Genomic DNA, 16,749 nt, shown 5'->3' with positions numbered 1-16,749 from the left:
CTGTCATAACAGTCACCCCCAACCCGGCCGCGTCGCGGGGTCGACCGCTCAGTCACGGCCGTCCCAGCCCGGTGTCGTCGGCGCACCGTGTGCTTCCTCGATAGCCGTGCCGAGAACGCTCGCGGAGACCCGCGACCCGATACCACTCGACAGCGCCTCCCAGTCGGCCAGTGCCCGCCCCGCCCACGAGTCCGCATCGAGTGCCTGCTCACGGTAGCGCTCGTAGTGCGACTCGCTTCGCTCGGTGGTCCCCGGTGCCGAGGCCGCCGCGGTCGCCACGAACTTGGCCCGGTCCGTTCGGGTCAGCCCGCGCGTGACCGCCCGCTCGACGACGCCCTCGAGGTCTTCTGGGTAGGGATGGACGAACACCTTCTCCCCGAGTGCCTGTGGCCCGAGGAGCAGGTTGCCGGCCGACTCCGGCGGGTCGTCGTCGACGAGTCGGGTCCCCCCGAAGGCGGTCTCGACACGCTCGCACTCGGTCTCTTGCTCAAGGACGAGGTTGTGGCCCGGGTAGTCAGCACACTCGGTCGGATAGAGCTCGGAGCCGTGGATGCGACACTGCAGGGTCGCGGGGTCGAGGAAGACGCAGGTCCGGAGCCAGCGCTCGCCGTCGATGCCGAAGGGCGCGACCGGTTTCGGTGTCTTGCGCAGTCCGACGAAGAACGCCGGTTTCCCGCCGATGGCCGCGATTCGGTGTCCGTCGATGGTCACCGCGTGGTCGTCCGACGCGTGCCACAGGCGCGGGACGAGCACGTCGGCCAGTCCCGCCTCGCAGTAGCGTCGCACCGTCTCCCGCGTCAGCGGGACGAGGTTGTACGTGTCGTCGAGCGGCCGGCGTGGCCCGCGTCGCTCGTGGTCGGTGCCCGCCGAGTCCCCAGAGAGCGGTCGCCAGTCGAGACAGCAACCGGCGCACCCCTCGCAGTTCACCTCCATCTCTCGGTAGTTCGTGCCGCCGGGGCAAAAACCTCGACCTCCCCCCGACTCACCGATTCGAATAATCTTCGGATATTTCGCCGTCCTGGTTCGTCAGACGGTCGTCTGACCGGAGTTAGTCGTATATAAATAAATCTCAATAGGCCTACGTTTTCCACCCAAAGACATAACATAGATTTCCAATAAGGAGATGATATGGTGGCGGCACGACCACGGACGGTGGACCCCCTGTTCAACCGGGAAGCGGTGGTGAGCTTCGCGTTACTCGCGTCGCTCATCGCGCTGGCACAGCTCACGACGGTGGCTGTGCTCCAGATTCCCGCATCCCTGCTCCTGAGTGGCTGGGCGCTGCTGGAGCAGGTGCTACCGGCGTTCGAGTACACGACGATCACGTTCGCGGTGCTGTTCGTCTGCTACCTGTACGCCCTCGCCGTCGGACTCGCCTGGTGCGTCCGCCGGGCAGGACAGAAGGCCTAACCGACTCGGGCACCTCGAACCGGGCGTGAGCAGAGACCCCTGTGACGGGTGTGGCAAGCCCGTTCCGATAAGCGGCGGTATCGCCAACCTCTGGAGTTTCTCCGGCGACGAAGCCGGCGGCATGACACTCGAGTTCGACAGCGACGGCTCCGAACACTTCCTCTGTTTCGACTGCATCGAGCGCCTCCCCGACGACCCGACCGCGGCAGACGTGGCGGCGCTCGAAGAGGCCGACTCCCGCGACAGCGACTGATTTTCCACCTGGCGCGTGCTGGCGAGTGTGCCGAGCACGAGGCGACGCAGTCGCCTCGCTATGCGAGGCCACGAGGCTGAGGCGCGCGAGGGATGACCGGAACGAAGCGTAGCGTAGTGGAGGGAATCGGCTGGGGAGGCTGTGGTGCTGTACGGGGGCGGTTGCGGTCTCCATTGCCATCGGCGCGAGTGAACTGCTCGTCGCAACAGACCACGGAGTCGGCAGACGCAGGACCAACCAACCACGAATCCCGAAACCCACCAGACGCAGGACCAACCGAACCTGCGTCGACAGACGAAACCTCTCTACCAGATGCGACTAGCGACCGATGATTTTACACCCGTCCCACGGCTTCCACACGACAGTGGACCCGTCCCGTATCTTCGAGGAGTTCCCCGCCCCCTCCTACCGCGGCAACCAGGAACAGGCGCTCAGGGACATTCGTGACGCCTTCGACGCGGGGAACGACGTGGTGCTCGTGCGCGCGCCGACCGGGAGCGGCAAGTCCCTGCTCGCGCGGGCGGTGGCCGGTTGTGCCGCGAAGGCGGACGCGGTCGCCCCGAGCGAGGCCAGCGGTGCCTACTATACGACGCCGCAGGTCTCACAGCTCGACGACGTGGCGGGCGACGCGCTGCTCGACGACCTGAACATCATCCGCGGGAAGTCGAACTACAAGTGCATCCTGCCCGGGGAGCGCGACACACCGGTGAACCGCGCGCCCTGTGTGCGCGAGAAGGGGTACGAGTGCTCGGTGCAACACCGCTGCCCCTATTTCTCCGACCGGGCCATCGCCTCCAATCGGAACATCGCGGCGATGACGCTCGCGTACTTCATGCAGACCGCCGGGAGCGAGGTGTTCAGGAAGCGGGACGTGGTCGTCATCGACGAAGCCCACGGGCTGGCCGAATGGGCGGAGATGTACGCGACCATCGAACTCGGGCCGAGAACCGTCCCGATGTGGGACGACCTCAAGGTGCCGAACCTGGAGTCGGTCGAGCGCGCGGCGAAGTACGCCGAGAACGTGGTGCAGACGCTCGTGCGCCGGAAGGACGACCTCCTCTCGAAGAAGGCGCTGACGGCCGAGGAGGTGCACGTTCGGGACCGCCTGCAAGAGCGCATCGGCGAGCTCGACTGGTTCGTCACCGACTACCGGGACCCCGAGTCGGCGACGGAGTGGCTGGTCGACCAGCCCGACGGCGAGGGTGGCCAGGTCACCATCAAGCCGATGAATCCCGAGAAGTACCTCCAGCACACCGTCTACGACCGCGGGAACAAGTTCGTCCTGCTGTCGGCGACCATCCTCAACAAGGACGCCTTCTGCCGGCAGGTCGGTCTTCCACCCGAACAGACCGCGCTGGTGGACGTCGAACACACCTTCCCCGTCGAGAACCGGCCGCTGTACGACGTGACCCAGGGGAAGATGACCTACGAGCACCGCGACGAGACACTGCCCAAGATTGCCCGGGTGACGACGCGCATCATGCAGCAGCATCCGGACGAGAAGGGCCTCATCCACTGCCATTCGTACGGGATTCAGGAGCGGCTCGCGGACCTCCTCCGTGACTTCGGCGTCGGTGAGCGCCTGCGCATCCACGGCCGGGAGAACCGCGACGCCGAACTGGAGTCGTGGAAGGCCTGTGACGACCCGGAGGTCTTCTTGTCTGTCAAGATGGAGGAGGCGCTGGACCTCGAGGGCGACCTCTGTCGCTGGCAGGTGCTGTGCAAGGCCCCGTTCCTCAACACCGGCGACTCCCGGGTCGCGCATCGACTGGAGCAGGGACAGTGGGCGTGGTACTACCGCTCCGCGCTCCGGACCGTCATCCAGGCCTGCGGGCGGGTCATCCGCGCCCCCGACGACTACGGCGACACCTACCTCGCCGACACCAGCCTGCTCGACCTGTTCGAGCGCGCGAAGACCGACACGCCGCCGTGGTTCGCCGAGCAGGTCGACCGGCTCTCGAAGCCAGACCTGCCCGAGTTCCGACCGCAGGAGGCGCTCACGGCGTTCGACGGCGGCTCGATTCGCGGGAGTCGGCGGCAGGAGACGTGGCGCGAGGGCGGTTCTGGTGGGGGTAGCGGCAGTAGCAGCGGAACCACGAGCAGCAGCGGTACCAGCGCGAGCGGTGGCAGTGACGGTGGGAGCAGCGACGACGACAGTGGCGGCTCCTCGCGTCGCTCCCGGCGGCGACGCTCGCGGCGGTCGCCGATGGCCGACGTGTGGGACACCGACGGTTAGAACGCGCCGATGACGCCCACGGCCGAGGAGAGGACCATCAGGCCGACGAAGATGATGGCGATGATCTGCTGACGGTTGAGTCCGAACATTCGATTCTCTCTACCACCTCCGGGAGCGTAAAGCCCTCGGCTCGTCGTGGCTTGGCCACCCGGGAACCGACCGTTTTTGCGCGGGCGAATCGAAGCCCGGGGCATGACCGACCGTTCGTCACCGCTCGCCGTCTGGTCGAAGCTGGCCCGCCCGCTCGGGGCGGTGCTCACGCTGGCCGGCGTCACCCATCTGGTGAAAGCTGACAGCCTGCTCTCGCTCGCCAGCCGGAGCTACGACCTGCTGCTCGACGTGGAGTTCGAGCCCCGGGACGGGGCCAGGAATCGTGTTCGGCTGCTCGGCCTGTTCTTCATCGCGGCGGGTGCGCACCTGCTGTACTACGGCGGCGTGTTGCCGAAGCGGGACTGAGCCGTCGTCAGGCCTGCGCGGCCGACCGGGCCGCCCGGCGGACCACGTAGCCAAGCACTGCGAGGAGGCCGGTCCACTTCACGACCGTCCCGAGGAAGTCGGCGAACTCGGCGACCTCCTCGGCCAGCGCGAAGATGGACCGACCGTTGAGTGTCTGTGCCAGTGGCCGGAGGAACAGGTCGACGAACACGAGGTCCAGCGCGAAGTGGACCAGCCACGACGCGAACAGGACCAGTATGACGCCCACGAGCATGCGAGGCAGCTCGGCGTAGACCCAGTCGATGTCGTCTTGTGGGAGGGACATACCGACCACTGAGTCCGATGACTGCAAAAACCCCAGCCCTCGTTCAGCTTGGTTTCCGACGCTTCAGGACCGTTCAGTAGTGTTCAGTCGATTCTGGCGTCCACGACGACGTGCCAGACGCCCTCGCTGTGGCTCTTTACGCGCCGCCTATCGAGTATCTCGACCGTGCGCCCGCGGGCGGCCGCGGCCTCGCGGATGCGCGAGACGGGGCGGTCCCAGAGCCGGTCTTCGGGGGTCGCCTCGTGCAGGTGGAGGATACCACCGGGTTCCAGTGCGTCGAGGGCCGCGTCGAGGTACTCGTGGGCGTCGTAGTAGCCCATCACCACCCGGTCCGCGGTCGCCTCGACCTCCCGGCAGTCCCCGAGGACGAGCGAGACGCGGTCGAGCACCCCATTGAGATTCGCGTTCTCACCGAGGAACCGGAAGGATTCGGGGTTCTTCTCGACGGCCGTGACCTGCGCGCCGGCGCGGGCCATCGGGAGCGTGAAGTAGCCGATGCCGGCGAACATGTCCAGCACTTCCTCGTCCTCATCGACGACCTCGCCCATCCGGGCGCGCTCGGCCTGGTTACCGGGCGAGAACATGACTTTCGCGAGGTCCAGCGAGTACCGGGTGCCGTGTTCGGTGTGGACCGTCTCGGTGTCGCCCAGACCCGCCACGACCCGGGTGTCGGGCTGGCGAAGTTCGCCCGAGACCCCGCCGTGGGCACAGACCGTGTCGGCCTCGCCGTGGAGTTCGAGCAGGGACTCGCCGATGTCCCGTTCCTGCTCGTCGGTCCAGCCGTCGAGCGAGACCAGGATGACGGAGCCGACGACGGCCCACGACGCGGGTGCATCCGCGACCGCCTCGTCGTCCCAGCCGCGCTCTCGGAGCAGGGTTTCGAGGTCGGGTGCGCGCGGTTCGGGGTCGGTCTGGCGGACCACGTCCAGCACGTCGGTCGCGTTCGGGGGGTCGGTCACCGGGAGCGCGACGGTCTCCGTGCTGTACTCCTGCACGCGGCGCTCGTCGTCGTAGACACCCTCGTCGCGCAGGCTCGCAATAGCAACCTCGGTGCTGGGCTTGGGGACGACCGCGGCGAGGTCGTCGCTGTTCTCCGAGCCGTCTCCCACCGGCAGGTCGTCACTCATCGGGGAGGACGTGCAGGCCGGCGCGGCTCTTGAACACCCGGACCGTGTCGCCGTCAGGCTCGAAGTAGTCCGGCCGCGAGATGGTCTTCGCCTCGTACGTCTCCGGGTCGAGCACCTGCACGGCGTGTTCGTCCTCGACCGTCACGAGGGGCGTCTCGACGCCGTCGTCCAGACTTCCGAGCTTGCGGGCCTCGGGGGCGTCGCCCTCCGAGTAGCTCGCCTCGTAGCGCTCGCCGGTGGTGAGCCGCACACCCTTCAGGTTCCCGTGGGCGCTCCGGACGAGGATGGGCCCCTCGGAGTCGTCATCGTCCCGTAACTCGATGATGTCGCCGGGGATGAACGGCGGCAGTCGGACCGCGTAGGTCACCCGATAGACCTCGTTCCCGTCCTCGTCCTCGGTGACGAGGGTCTCGTGGTCCTCCCACGAGCCGCCGAACTCTTCGGTCACCTTGTTCGAGATCTTCTTCCCGATGTTGTTCGTCGAGACCTTGATGTCGAGGCCGTCCTTCTCCTCGCCCATCTCCGTGATGAAGGCGTTCCGGTCGCCCGTCGCCTCCATGTCCGCGACGATCTTGTTCGCGATCTCCTTCGAGCGCTCGATCTCCTCCTTCGTGGGCTGGCGGTCCGCCGCGCGCACCTGCACGATGGAGGCGTAGTAGTCGCCCGAGATGCGCCCACAGCGGGTGCAGGTCTGCCGGGAGATGAGGACGGGGACCGTCACCTGCGCCTCGCGGAACTGCCCGCGGACGATGCCGGAGAAGAAACAGTGCATCCGGATGTTGTTCTGGTCTACCTGCTCGGGGTCGACCTGCCAGGACACGTCCTCGGCGTCGACGTGGACCGACAGCGCCTCGGCCACCTCGTCGATGGCCACGTCGGTGTAATCCTTCGCGCCCACGTCGACCCACCGGCGGCCCCGGTGGACCGCCCCGCAGGTCGCACAGACCATCACCTCGATGCGGTCGGGCGCGTCGACGAGCTCGAACTGCTCGAAGTAGCAGTCGTCGCAGACGCCCACGTCGGACTTGCCCAGCGGGTCGCTCGCGGCGACGTCTGACATGGGGTCGCCACAGCGCGGACAGAACGTTCGCTGGTCGCTCATTTGACGGTATTTGGCCGTTCTCCCGTAAAAGGAACGCGGGTCTGGGTTCGGGGGAACTGTGGTTCGTCAACCGCCGTGGCGCGCGCTGGACCGGGGGCGACGGAGACGGAGCCCCCGGTCCGAAGCCGCGCGAGGGACGAGCACCGCAGCGAAGTGAAACGAAGCGAGGAGCACAGTCGGCTGGGGAGGGCGTGGTGCGGGTTGTGCTGTGCGGTGGCGGTCATGGACACCAGCAGTTGCGGACTACTCGAACCGAGGAGACCACAGTCACAGAACGGTTCATACCCCCGCAAACAGTCTGGCACTCACCAGCGCCCCACCGATACCCGCCGCCACCGTCACGACCGGCCCCAGCACCAGCGACACCAGCAGCGCCGAGACGGTCCCGACGAGGTACATGTCGAACAGGGGTGGGTCACCGCCGGTAACCTGCTGCTGGTAGGTCTGCTGGTAGCCGCCCTGCTGGTACCCCTGTTGCTGATACCCCTGCTGTTGATACCCCTGCTGTGACGAGGCGTACAGCACGCCGTCCTGTGCCTGCGGGCGGTGGGTCTGCTGGAGCCGGTACACCCGGTACACCAGGAACGCCGTGAAGGCGCTGATGAGGACGCCGATGAACACGCCGAGGAAGACGCCGGCGTAGAAGTTCCCGGCCACGTCGCTGACGGCGACGATGAGCATCGTGAGGACCGGCGGGCCGAGGACGACCGTGATACCGCTCACTGTCCCGACGATACAGGCGGTCACGACCGTGAACCCGGTCGCGACCAGCGGCGATTCCCCGGCGGACATTCGTCCATAACTCACACGACACGTATCTAAGCGTGTTGGCTGTTCGGTCGCCACACGGCGACGGGCTTTAGACGACTCGTTCCCTCACTGATACCATGCAATGGAAAGCGGACAGGGGCCTCCAGTTCCGGATGTTCCTCACGATGTTCCTCCTCGCAGGATTGTACATCGTGTTCATCGCCGCACTCACCCTCTACACCGGGAGCCTCCTGCTGATAGCGGGCTTCTTCGCTATCTTCAGCCTCGGGCAGTGGTACTTCAGCGACAAGCTCACGCTGTGGAGTATGGGCGCAAGAGAGGTCAGCGAAGAGGAATATCCGAAGCTCCACGCCATGGTCCAGCGCCTCTCCCAGCAGGCCGACGTGCCCAAACCGAAGGTGGCCGTCGTCGACTCGCGCAACCCGAACGCGTTCGCGACCGGGCGCTCGCAGAAACACGCCGCCGTCGCGGTGACGACCGAGCTGATGCGCATCCTCGACGACGACGAACTGGAGGGCGTCATGGCCCACGAACTCGCCCACGTCAAGAACCGCGACGTGATGGTCATGACCATCGCGTCGTTCCTCTCGACCATCGCGTTCCTCATCGTCCGCTGGGGCGCGTTCTTCGGCGGCGGCCGCAACCGCAACAACGGGGGCGTCCTGGTCGCCATCGCCGTCTCGCTCGTGGTGTGGATATTCTCGTACCTGCTCATCCGGGCGCTCTCACGCTACCGCGAGTTCGCCGCGGACCGCGGGGCCGCCATCATCACGGGCAAACCCCGGGCGCTGGCGTCCGCGCTGCAGACCATCTCGGGTGACATGCACCGGGTGCCCAAGGAGGACATCCGCGAGCAGGCGGAGATGAACGCGTTCTTCATCATCCCCATCTCGGGCAGCGCCATCACCCGGCTGTTCAGCACGCACCCCTCGACCGAGCGCCGCATCGAGCGCCTCCAGCAGCTCGAACGCGAGATGGAATCGATCTGATGTTCGGGTGTTTCAGGGGGCGATGAACCGGCGCACCGCCGCCCTCGTCGCGCTGCTTATCGGACTGCTCGCTGCCTCGCATCCGCTCTACCTCGACGTTCACCCCGGCGAATCGAAGGTGTTCGTCGACGTGGACCGGACCGAGCGCGAGGTCGCCGAGGACGAGGTTGTGAACTTCACCGACCTGCCGCCGCGGGCGCAAGCGGCCGTCGAGACCGCCGGCGTCGACGGCGAGGCGGGCCTCTGGATCGGGAGCGAGGCCGACGCTATCGAACCGCTCGCGACGCACGACTACCTCCGGTGGGAGGGCGAACTCTACCGGGTGCGGGTCCTCCCGCGCGAGGGGCTGTTCGACCGGGTCGACACCATCGTCTCGCCGCTGGTCGCGCTGGTCGGCGTCCTGCTCGCCATCATCGGCGGGCGGACGCTCTGGGACGTCGAAGTGAAGGGCCGCGATTAAGACACCCCCGTCCCACGTTCTTCTCATGGGCCTGCTGGATTCGATACGCGAAGTGCTCGGCCTCCGGGCCGAGGCCGACGCTGCCCGCGACGCCGACCCCGACGACCTCTTCGGGATGAGTACGGCCTACATCACGATGGAGGCCGAACTCGGTTTCGCGAGCACCGGCGACGGGGCGCTCTGTTTCTCCAGCGTCGACAGCACCGACTTCGAGGACACCGTCCGCGAGGTCGAGGACATCCTCACCGCGGGCGAGTCAGAGACCGGGACCGCCTTCGAGGTGCGCGAGGACGACCACGGCTACCACTGGGTCGTGCTCCACGACGACGACCCGGAGGACCTCATCACGAGCCTGCACTTCGCCGCGGACACGTTCATCGAGCGCGACTACGGCTCGCGCCTGCTCAACGCCCTCTTCGCGTTCGAGAAGGACGACCGTCTCGCGTACTGGGTGTACTCCTTCCGCCGCGGCGCGTACTACCCGTTCGCCCCGAAACGCGGCGAGAAAGACCGCGATAGTGGCACCGAATTCAAACTGGAAAGCAACCTCGACGGCGAACTCGACCTGGAGAAAGAGAAGGAGTACTGGTACCCGATGTATCCGAGCAGTTCCGGGACGCATCCCTGGGAGTAACCGGCCCGTTTTCCCCTTTGAACCCTCGCAAACCGAGCGACTGCACCGGCCTCACGCCCATCACTTTCACTTTCACTCTCCTGTTAACGAGGGTTTATGGGGAAACCCGCCCCAGGGATAGATATGGCAGACGTAGACCTCGAGAAGCTCCCCGGTGTCGGCCCCGCAACCGCAGACAAGCTCAAAGACGCAGGCTTCGACTCGTTCGAAGGCATCGCCGTGGCCTCTCCCTCGGAACTCTCCAACACGGCAGACGTCGGCGAGTCCAGCGCGGCAGACATCGTCCAGGCCGCTCGTGAGCACGCCGACATCGGCGGCTTCGAGACCGGCTCGCAGGTGCTCGAACGGCGCAACGAGATCGGCAAGCTCAGCTGGCAGGTCGACGAGGTGGACGAACTCCTCGGCGGCGGTGTCGAGACACAGTCCATCACGGAGGTGTACGGTGAGTTCGGGGCCGGTAAGTCCCAGGTCACCCACCAGCTCGCGGTCAACGTCCAGCTCCCCCAGGAGGTTGGCGGGCTCCACGGCTCCGTCATCTTCATCGACTCCGAGGACACCTTCCGCCCGGAGCGTATCGACGACATGGTCCGCGGCCTCCCGGACGAAGCGCTCGAGGCGACCCTCGAGGACCGCGACATCGAGGGAGACATCGACGACGACGAGACGATGGAGACGCTGGTCAACGACTTCCTCGACAAGATCAACGTCGCGAAAGCGTTCAACTCCAACCACCAGATGCTCCTGGCCGAGAAGGCCCAGGAACTCGCCGGCGAGCACGAGGACTCCGACTGGCCCGTCCGACTGCTCTGTGTCGACTCGCTCACCGCCCACTTCCGCGCCGAGTACGTCGGCCGTGGCCAGCTCGCCGACCGGCAGCAGAAGCTCAACAAGCACCTGCACGACATCGACAAGGTCGGCAACCTGTACAACTGCGCCATCGTCGTGACCAACCAGGTCGCCTCCAACCCCGACTCGTTCTTCGGCGACCCGACCCAGCCCATCGGTGGGAACATCCTCGGCCACAAGTCCACCTTCCGGATGTACCTCCGCAAGTCCAAGGGCGACAAGCGTATCGTCCGCCTCGTGGACGCACCGAACCTCGCCGATGGCGAGGCCGTCATGCGCGTGCAGGACGGCGGCCTGAAGCCGGAGTAACCGGACAGCTGAAACCCGACTGATCGGGTTCGTCGCGGTCACTCGTTCCATCCTCGTCTTTTCAGTTTCCGGTCCCGGACCCGTCAGGGACCGTGTTTTCTGCTCCCGAGCGTGTAGCTCCGGTATGGACCTTCGACGCCTCCTGCTGGCCCTCGGTTCCGGGGCAACCACGTTCCTGCTCGTCGGTGGGCTCCTCGCGTCACAGATTCCCGACATCCCGGGTGGCATCGTCGGATTCTTCGGCGGGCTGTTCGCGGGACTCCTCGCGGTCGTCGCGGTGTGGTTCGCCCTCGGTGACGCCAGTAGCACCGTCTCCCGCCTCGTGCTGGCGTACGCCGCGTTCGGCTACGCGTTCCTCGGCATCTGGTTCCTCCGGTACGCCCACGTCGCCGGGCTTCGGTCTGCGGTCGATTTCTCGCTCCAGGTCGTGCTCAGCGTGGCAATCGCGGTGCTGGTCGCCGTCGGCGACTGGGCCGGGAAACGACGAGACGCGAGTAGCTGAGGTTTATTGTCCTACGTTCACAATCATGGTCCCGTAGGTTCGCTGAGTATACCAGCACGTTTTCACAGTTTGTACGCGACTATCCACAGATATTTCCCAGGAAATCACGAGCCACGGTGATGTGTTATCACGGGTGTATTTTCCCACAATCTTGGAAACACAGTACAAGACTATATCCGTCTCACGCCAACTACCATCTGTGAGAAGATCATGAATGGCTACGCAATCGTCATCGCGACGGACGAATTCGAGAAGATCACCGCGGCGAGCATCATCGGCTCCATCGCGGCAGCCTCCGACATCCCGGTCGACATCTTCGTGACGATGAACGGGCTCCGCCCGTTCGAACACGAGGTCGTCGAGACCCGCGACTTCCACGTCGGGCCCCTCGGCGAGGCCATGCTGACCAGCGAGGAGACCGAGATTCCCCTGTTCACGGAGCAGTTCCGTGACGCCAAGGAGATGGGCCCCATGCGCATCTACGCCTGCACGATGGCCATGGAGATGTGGGGCCGCGAACTCTCCGACTACGTCGACATCTTCGACGGGGAGCTGGGGGTCTCCGGCTTCCTGAGCAAGGCCGCCGACAAGCAGGTCATCTTCATCTGAGCCTGCTCGCTCGCCCAGCGACCACCGTACCGCCCGCCGACCACAACCCCAAACCACGAGAAATCCAACAATGTCCGAACAACTCACTGCTGACGTAACGATCGACGCACGCGGCTCCGGCTGCCCCGGCCCCCTGATGGACCTCATCGGGAAGGTCAAGAAAGCCGACAGCGGCACCGTCTTCGAACTCCAGACGTCCGACCGCGGCTCGGTCTCCGACGTCCCCGAATGGGTCGAGAAGGCCGGCCACGAGCTGCTGGAGACCGTCGAGCACGACGACTACTGGAGCATTTACGTCCAGAAGGCCTGAACCATGACTGACATCGTCATCGTCGGGGGCGGCACCGGCGGCACCGTCCTCGCAAACCGGCTCGTCGAGGACCTCGAGCGCGAGGTCGCGGCCGGCGAGGTCGAGGTGACGCTGATCAACGACTCCCCCGACCACGTCTACAAGCCGACGTTCCTGTACGTCCCGTTCGGGAAGAAGACCGCCAACGACGCGGTCCGGCCCCTGGCCGACCTCGTCGACCGGCGGGTGAACCTGGAGATCAACCGCGTCGTCGGCATCGATACGGAGAACAAGACGCTCGACCTGCAGGACGGCGGCGACACGCTGTCGTACGACTACCTCGTCGTCGCGACCGGCGCGAAACTGGTCCCCGAGGAGGTGCCCGGCCTCATGGAAGGTGGGCACCACTTCTACGGGGCCGAGGGGGCGGAACAGCTCCGCGACGCCCTCGCCGACTTCGAGGAAGGCCACCTCGTGCTGAGCGTCGTCGGCGTCCCGCACATGTGCCCGGCCGCGCCGGTCGAGTTCGTGCTCATGGCGGACGAGTGGTTCCGCGAGCGCGGCATCCGCGACCAGGTCGAGATCACGTACACCTACCCCATCATGCGACTGCACGGCCTCCAGCCGGTCTCGGACTGGATGGAGCCGCGCTTCGCCGACCGGGACATCAACACGGTGACCTTCTTCAACGCGGAGGAGGTCGACCCCGAGAACAAGGTCATCAGGTCGATGGAGGGTGAGGAACTCGACTACGACCTGCTCGTGGCCATCCCGCCCCACAGCGGCGACGACCTCATCGCGGACTCCGGCCTCGGCGACGACGGCTGGGTCGCGGTCGACAAGCACACCCTCGAAGCCGAACACGCCGAGGACGTGTTCGCCATGGGTGACGCCGCCGACGTGCCGACCAGCAAGGCCGGCTCCGTCGCCCACTACGAAGCCGACGTCATCGCGGACCGCATCGCCAGCAAGGTCCGCGGTCAGCTCCCGACGGCGACGTTCGACGGGAAGACCGTCTGCTTCATCGAGGCGGGCATGAACGAGGCGACGTTCGTCGAGTTCGACTTCGAGAACCCGCCCGAACTCCGCGACGAGTCACGCCCCGTCCACTGGGCGAAGCTCGCGTACAACGAGTCCTACTGGCTGACCGCCAGGGGGCTCCTCTGAGGTGATTCGGATGGCAGAAGCACCCCAACAGATAGAGGCCGAGGAACTCGCCGAGGCCATCGAGCAGAACCCCGAGGCCGTCGCCGAGTTCGTCTCGCGCCTCGACGCGGTGAACGAGCTGCTCGACGTGCTCGAACTCGGCACGAGCGCGATGGACGACGACATGGTCATGCGCCTCGCGAAGACCGGCACCACGCTGGCCGAATCCGCCGACGCGGTCGCCACGCCGGAGACGGTTCGGCTGGCAGAAGCCGTCGGCCGCGAGGGAGAGGACCTCGCCGCCGCGGTCGAGACCATCTCGGAACTCCAGCGCAACGGCACCCTGGACGACCTCGCGGCGCTGGCCGACCTGCTCGCGCTCATGAACGGCGCGGTCGACGACGACATGGTCATGCGCCTCGCCAGGACCGGCAGCAGCCTCGGCGAACTCGCCGACACCGCCGCCGAGCCCGACACGGTCCGCGGGCTGGAGCGCATGCTGCACGCGGTCGGTGACGCCAGCGTCGAGGAATCAGAGCCTGTCGGGGTCATCGGCCTCGCGAAGGCGACCCGGGACCCCGAGGTCAAGGAGGGGCTTGGCTACCTGCTCGCGCTGGCGAAGGCGCTCGGAAGAAGGTAACTCGGAGCGACAGAAGGGGAGTCAGAACTCAGTCGTCGTCTTCTTCCGTCGTCGTCTTGTCCAGGTCCTTCTGCTACCACCTTTTGTCTCGCTCGCCTCCGCCTCGCTCCCAAAAGCTGGACCAAAAAGTGGGTGAAGAGGCTCAGTCGTCGTCTTCTTCCGTCGTCGTCTTGTCCAGGTCCTTCTGCTACCACCTTTTGTCTCGCTCGCCTCCGCCTCGCTCCCAAAAGCTGGACCAAAAAGTGGGTGGAGAGGCTCAGTCGTCGTCTTCTTCCGTCGTCGTCTTGTCCAGGTCCTTTTCACCCAGATAGATCTCCGCCCCGTCCTGTGCGACCTTCTCCGCGAGGACGGCGCACTTGATGCGCATCGGCGAGATTTCGACGCCGAGCATGTCGACGACGTCGTCGCGGTCCATCTCGGCGAGTTCGTCGAGCGTCTTCCCGCGGAGCTTCCCAGAGAGCATGCTCGCGGAGGCCTGCGAGATGGCACAGCCGTCGCCGCGAAACGCCACGGCGGCGATGGTTTCGCCGTCGTCGTCGAGTTTCACGTCCATCCGAATCTCGTCACCGCACATCGGGTTCTCCCCGACGTGGGTGAACGTCGCATCCTCGATCTCCCCGTAGTTGCGCGGGTTCTTGTAGTGGTCGAGGATCTGCTGTCGGTACATGTCCGAGCCCATTCCCATTGTTGTGGGCTGGTAGGGTAGTCCTCCGGAAAAACGTTCCGCAGCGGTGTGTGACCGATTCTCGGGTGGCTCGTCTGCCCCCAGACCGGGTCGGAAGCTATCAGAACTGCACGCCGACCGCTAGCCTACCCACCGACTACCTGTACGATTCGGTCACCGCTTTCCGACGTTTTGTACGATATCGGGGCGGCGACGGTCGCATCGTTGAACGCCGGCCGGTCCGTTCGATACGTGACGCCGTCACCGGGACCGATACCGTTCACGTGGTCGGTCGATTCGAGCTTCACGGTGACGAGATACTGGATGGAACTGTAGGCGTCCTCGAACTCCGCGGCCAGGGACTCGGAGACGGACACCACGTCCCCCTCGGTTGCACGCTCGCGGTAGCTCTCGTTCGTGGTTTCGACGCTGCCGTCGTTGTTGACGACGAGAAGTTCGGTCGTCGGTGGCTGGTCGTCGTCGGTGGCTGGTCGTTCGTCACCGACGACGAGCTTCCGGTCCACGACACCGTTCGCCGTGCGATCGGTGTCCGCGGTCAGCGACGCACAGCCGGATAGTGCGACCACGATGGGGAGGGCAATCGCACGTCTTCGGGGCATCTCCGCCATAATTTCCAATGGACATTCCGAAATTATCAATCTGGTGGGCTCGGCGTGTGAAAGAATCAGACGACGCCGGCTCAGACCGGGTCGTCGTCGGGCCGCGTCGCCGGGTCGATGGTGGCCCGGCCGACCGGGTCGTATCGCGAGGTCGACACCGGGTCGACCTCGGTCGTCGGAATCAGGTCGGATTTGGTCTCTCTGTCCACGTCGGCACGTCGCTGGCGGGCCCGGATTCCAGGTTCAGACACCGGTTCCTGCCGGGGCGTGGCCGCCAGGGCAGGACTCGACGGGGTTGCAGTCGTCGGCTCGGCAGCCTGCTTCAGACGGTCTTCCGCCGGCTCCGGTCGCGGCTCTGCTGACTCGGTCACGGCCACCGGGTCGTCCGACTCTTCCACGGTATCGTCCAGTTCTCCCACGTCGTCTCCCGCGTCTGTGTCCACGTCGGACCCCCCGTCGCCTTGCATGACCCCCTCCGAAGGCTCCGTGCCGTCCTCCTCGTCTTCCCCTGTCCAGTGCGCCCCCAGCATGCCGGCCACCCCGACGACCGCCCCGATGAACGCGAGCGCGTCGACCGCCCCGAACCCTGCGGTCGACAGGCCCTCGACGAACCGGGCGAACGTGATGACGAGCAGCCCCAGCAGCAGGAACTGCAGCGCCATGAGGTGTCGTTCGAGCGTGTCGTCCATACCCTACAGAGGTGACGAGAGCGGGTATTGCTTTCGCAGAACTGAGGTATCAGCGTTCGCCAGTGACTTCGGCCTCGAAGCGGCTGACGAAGGTCTCGAGGAAGTCGTGACGGTCAGCTGCCACCTCTCTGCCGACGTCGGTGTACATCCGCGAATCGAGTTCGAGGAGCTTCTTGTGGAGGTGGTTGAAGGCGGTCTCGCCTGCTGTGGAGTCGTCGTCCTCGGGCGGCAACTCCGGGTCGTGGATTGGCTGGGCGATTTCGCCGGTGTGGGCGAACATCCTGGCAAGGCCGACCGCACCGATGGCGTCGAGGTTGTCGGCGTCGGAGAGGAGCTTCGCCTCGAAACTCTCGGGTTCCACGTCGTTCGAGAACCGGTGGGCGCGGGTGCAGTGGGCGACGGCGGCTCGCGTCTCTGCGTCGACATCGAACTCGGCGAGGATGTCGCGGGCTTCCTCGGCACCCCACTCGGCGTGACAGTCGATTTCGCCGTCGGCCTCGCGCTTCCGGCCGATGTCGTGGAGCCACGCCGCAGCCAGGAGGACGTCCTCGTCTACCTCGCGGTCGGTGTCTGTGACGAGTCGCTCGGCGTTGGCGACGACGCGCTCGACGTGGTGCCAGTCGTGACACGGTGAGAGCCCGCCGAAGTAGGTGCGGGCGCGGTCGCGGAGGGCGGTCTGGTCCATGTGGCGTC

At 66.0% G+C, this 16,749-nt stretch carries 22 protein-coding genes; 13 read left to right on the top strand and 9 right to left on the bottom strand.

Annotated features, from left to right (window positions below; translation table 11 throughout):
• Positions 1-48: 48 nt before the first annotated feature.
• Positions 49-933 (bottom strand): YkgJ family cysteine cluster protein, encoded by an 885-nt coding sequence (locus N6C22_RS03095; RefSeq protein ID WP_261649289.1) that lies wholly within the window; start codon positions 931-933, stop codon positions 49-51.
• A 195-nt stretch (positions 934-1,128) separates the two neighbouring features.
• On the opposite strand from N6C22_RS03095, the gene N6C22_RS03090 reads away from it, so the two are divergent.
• The 4 genes from N6C22_RS03090 to N6C22_RS03075 all read left to right on the top strand — a co-directional run bounded on the left by N6C22_RS03090 (position 1,129) and on the right by N6C22_RS03075 (position 4,355).
• Complete coding sequence (locus tag N6C22_RS03090) at positions 1,129-1,410, top strand: hypothetical protein (protein WP_261649288.1); 282 nt, start codon at positions 1,129-1,131, stop codon at positions 1,408-1,410.
• 25 nt (positions 1,411-1,435) lie between these two features.
• Entirely contained in the window at positions 1,436-1,663 is a 228-nt protein-coding gene (locus tag N6C22_RS03085; protein WP_261649287.1) for a hypothetical protein, read from the top strand.
• A 364-nt stretch (positions 1,664-2,027) separates the two neighbouring features.
• Positions 2,028-3,899, top strand: a complete 1,872-nt coding sequence (locus tag N6C22_RS03080; RefSeq protein ID WP_261649286.1) for an ATP-dependent DNA helicase — start codon at positions 2,028-2,030, stop codon at positions 3,897-3,899.
• Between the two features lie 192 nt (positions 3,900-4,091).
• The gene (locus N6C22_RS03075; protein WP_261649285.1) at positions 4,092-4,355 is read left to right on the top strand and encodes a hypothetical protein; all 264 of its coding nucleotides are present in this window, start codon (positions 4,092-4,094) and stop codon (positions 4,353-4,355) included.
• A gap of 7 nt (positions 4,356-4,362) precedes the next feature.
• Here the strand turns inward: N6C22_RS03075 and N6C22_RS03070 are convergent, their stop codons facing one another.
• The 4 genes from N6C22_RS03070 to N6C22_RS03055 form a co-directional block, all read right to left on the bottom strand.
• Complete coding sequence (locus N6C22_RS03070) at positions 4,363-4,659, bottom strand: hypothetical protein (RefSeq protein WP_261649284.1); 297 nt, start codon at positions 4,657-4,659, stop codon at positions 4,363-4,365.
• Positions 4,660-4,742: 83 nt separating this feature from the next.
• Positions 4,743-5,786, bottom strand: a complete 1,044-nt coding sequence (locus N6C22_RS03065) for a class I SAM-dependent methyltransferase family protein (protein ID WP_261649283.1) — start codon at positions 5,784-5,786, stop codon at positions 4,743-4,745.
• Positions 5,779-6,888 carry a 60S ribosomal export protein NMD3 gene (locus N6C22_RS03060; RefSeq protein WP_261649282.1) on the bottom strand — a complete coding sequence of 370 codons (1,110 nt, stop codon included), beginning with the start codon at positions 6,886-6,888 and terminating at the stop codon, positions 5,779-5,781. Before N6C22_RS03060 ends, N6C22_RS03065 begins: the two co-directional genes overlap by 8 nt.
• Positions 6,889-7,167: 279 nt before the next feature.
• Positions 7,168-7,680: a hypothetical protein gene (locus N6C22_RS03055; RefSeq protein WP_261649280.1), complete on the bottom strand. Its 513-nt coding sequence runs from the start codon at positions 7,678-7,680 to the stop codon at positions 7,168-7,170.
• A 95-nt stretch (positions 7,681-7,775) separates the two neighbouring features.
• On the opposite strand from N6C22_RS03055, the gene htpX reads away from it, so the two are divergent.
• The 9 genes from htpX to N6C22_RS03010 all read left to right on the top strand — a co-directional run bounded on the left by htpX (position 7,776) and on the right by N6C22_RS03010 (position 14,083).
• Positions 7,776-8,648 (top strand): zinc metalloprotease HtpX, encoded by an 873-nt coding sequence (gene htpX, locus N6C22_RS03050; RefSeq protein ID WP_261649278.1) that lies wholly within the window; start codon positions 7,776-7,778, stop codon positions 8,646-8,648.
• A 22-nt stretch (positions 8,649-8,670) separates the two neighbouring features.
• Entirely contained in the window at positions 8,671-9,108 is a 438-nt protein-coding gene (locus N6C22_RS03045) for a hypothetical protein (RefSeq protein ID WP_261649277.1), read from the top strand.
• Between the two features lie 25 nt (positions 9,109-9,133).
• Positions 9,134-9,742 carry a hypothetical protein gene (locus N6C22_RS03040; protein ID WP_261649276.1) on the top strand — a complete coding sequence of 203 codons (609 nt, stop codon included), beginning with the start codon at positions 9,134-9,136 and terminating at the stop codon, positions 9,740-9,742.
• 123 nt (positions 9,743-9,865) lie between these two features.
• Positions 9,866-10,897, top strand: coding sequence for a DNA repair and recombination protein RadA (gene radA, locus N6C22_RS03035; RefSeq protein WP_261649275.1), 1,032 nt, complete (start codon positions 9,866-9,868; stop codon positions 10,895-10,897).
• A gap of 124 nt (positions 10,898-11,021) precedes the next feature.
• Positions 11,022-11,399, top strand: coding sequence for a hypothetical protein (locus tag N6C22_RS03030; protein ID WP_261649273.1), 378 nt, complete (start codon positions 11,022-11,024; stop codon positions 11,397-11,399).
• A 210-nt stretch (positions 11,400-11,609) separates the two neighbouring features.
• Entirely contained in the window at positions 11,610-12,008 is a 399-nt protein-coding gene (locus tag N6C22_RS03025) for a DsrE family protein (protein WP_261649271.1), read from the top strand.
• A gap of 70 nt (positions 12,009-12,078) precedes the next feature.
• Positions 12,079-12,318, top strand: coding sequence for a sulfurtransferase TusA family protein (locus tag N6C22_RS03020; protein WP_261649269.1), 240 nt, complete (start codon positions 12,079-12,081; stop codon positions 12,316-12,318).
• A 3-nt stretch (positions 12,319-12,321) separates the two neighbouring features.
• The gene (locus tag N6C22_RS03015) at positions 12,322-13,464 is read left to right on the top strand and encodes an NAD(P)/FAD-dependent oxidoreductase (RefSeq protein ID WP_261649267.1); all 1,143 of its coding nucleotides are present in this window, start codon (positions 12,322-12,324) and stop codon (positions 13,462-13,464) included.
• Positions 13,465-13,474: 10 nt separating this feature from the next.
• A complete protein-coding gene (locus N6C22_RS03010) occupies positions 13,475-14,083 on the top strand; it encodes a DUF1641 domain-containing protein (RefSeq protein WP_261649265.1) in 609 nt (202 codons plus the stop codon).
• Positions 14,084-14,339: 256 nt separating this feature from the next.
• On the opposite strand, the gene sufU is transcribed toward N6C22_RS03010, so the two are convergent.
• The 4 genes from sufU to N6C22_RS02990 form a co-directional block, all read right to left on the bottom strand.
• On the bottom strand, positions 14,340-14,768 hold the full coding sequence (gene sufU, locus N6C22_RS03005) for a Fe-S cluster assembly sulfur transfer protein SufU (protein ID WP_261649264.1): 429 nt from the start codon (positions 14,766-14,768) through the stop codon (positions 14,340-14,342).
• 125 nt (positions 14,769-14,893) lie between these two features.
• Positions 14,894-15,376 carry a hypothetical protein gene (locus N6C22_RS03000; protein WP_261649263.1) on the bottom strand — a complete coding sequence of 161 codons (483 nt, stop codon included), beginning with the start codon at positions 15,374-15,376 and terminating at the stop codon, positions 14,894-14,896.
• A 71-nt stretch (positions 15,377-15,447) separates the two neighbouring features.
• Entirely contained in the window at positions 15,448-16,056 is a 609-nt protein-coding gene (locus N6C22_RS02995) for a hypothetical protein (RefSeq protein WP_261649262.1), read from the bottom strand.
• 49 nt (positions 16,057-16,105) lie between these two features.
• Positions 16,106-16,741: an HD domain-containing protein gene (locus tag N6C22_RS02990; RefSeq protein WP_261649261.1), complete on the bottom strand. Its 636-nt coding sequence runs from the start codon at positions 16,739-16,741 to the stop codon at positions 16,106-16,108.
• Positions 16,742-16,749 lie beyond the last annotated feature (8 nt).

Origin of the sequence: Haloarchaeobius sp. HME9146, from assembly GCF_025399835.1 — an archaeon.
Classification (GTDB): domain Archaea; phylum Halobacteriota; class Halobacteria; order Halobacteriales; family Natrialbaceae; genus Haloarchaeobius.
Note: the sequence above shows the minus strand (reverse complement) of the source record. Positions and strands in the feature narration are given on the sequence as shown.

Coding starts and splice junctions, on each gene's coding strand:
- N6C22_RS03070 (WP_261649284.1), bottom strand. CDS start 4,659: ATGTCCCTCCCACAAGACGACATCGACTGGGTCTACGCCGAGCTGCCT.
- N6C22_RS03055 (WP_261649280.1), bottom strand. CDS start 7,680: ATGTCCGCCGGGGAATCGCCGCTGGTCGCGACCGGGTTCACGGTCGTG.
- sufU (WP_261649264.1), bottom strand. CDS start 14,768: ATGGGAATGGGCTCGGACATGTACCGACAGCAGATCCTCGACCACTAC.
- htpX (WP_261649278.1), top strand. CDS start 7,776: ATGCAATGGAAAGCGGACAGGGGCCTCCAGTTCCGGATGTTCCTCACG.
- N6C22_RS03095 (WP_261649289.1), bottom strand. CDS start 933: ATGGAGGTGAACTGCGAGGGGTGCGCCGGTTGCTGTCTCGACTGGCGA.
- N6C22_RS03015 (WP_261649267.1), top strand. CDS start 12,322: ATGACTGACATCGTCATCGTCGGGGGCGGCACCGGCGGCACCGTCCTC.
- N6C22_RS03065 (WP_261649283.1), bottom strand. CDS start 5,786: ATGAGTGACGACCTGCCGGTGGGAGACGGCTCGGAGAACAGCGACGAC.
- N6C22_RS03010 (WP_261649265.1), top strand. CDS start 13,475: ATGGCAGAAGCACCCCAACAGATAGAGGCCGAGGAACTCGCCGAGGCC.
- N6C22_RS03020 (WP_261649269.1), top strand. CDS start 12,079: ATGTCCGAACAACTCACTGCTGACGTAACGATCGACGCACGCGGCTCC.
- radA (WP_261649275.1), top strand. CDS start 9,866: ATGGCAGACGTAGACCTCGAGAAGCTCCCCGGTGTCGGCCCCGCAACC.
- N6C22_RS03040 (WP_261649276.1), top strand. CDS start 9,134: ATGGGCCTGCTGGATTCGATACGCGAAGTGCTCGGCCTCCGGGCCGAG.
- N6C22_RS03030 (WP_261649273.1), top strand. CDS start 11,022: ATGGACCTTCGACGCCTCCTGCTGGCCCTCGGTTCCGGGGCAACCACG.
- N6C22_RS03025 (WP_261649271.1), top strand. CDS start 11,610: ATGAATGGCTACGCAATCGTCATCGCGACGGACGAATTCGAGAAGATC.
- N6C22_RS03075 (WP_261649285.1), top strand. CDS start 4,092: ATGACCGACCGTTCGTCACCGCTCGCCGTCTGGTCGAAGCTGGCCCGC.
- N6C22_RS03000 (WP_261649263.1), bottom strand. CDS start 15,376: ATGGCGGAGATGCCCCGAAGACGTGCGATTGCCCTCCCCATCGTGGTC.
- N6C22_RS02995 (WP_261649262.1), bottom strand. CDS start 16,056: ATGGACGACACGCTCGAACGACACCTCATGGCGCTGCAGTTCCTGCTG.
- N6C22_RS03060 (WP_261649282.1), bottom strand. CDS start 6,888: ATGAGCGACCAGCGAACGTTCTGTCCGCGCTGTGGCGACCCCATGTCA.
- N6C22_RS03045 (WP_261649277.1), top strand. CDS start 8,671: ATGAACCGGCGCACCGCCGCCCTCGTCGCGCTGCTTATCGGACTGCTC.
- N6C22_RS02990 (WP_261649261.1), bottom strand. CDS start 16,741: ATGGACCAGACCGCCCTCCGCGACCGCGCCCGCACCTACTTCGGCGGG.
- N6C22_RS03090 (WP_261649288.1), top strand. CDS start 1,129: ATGGTGGCGGCACGACCACGGACGGTGGACCCCCTGTTCAACCGGGAA.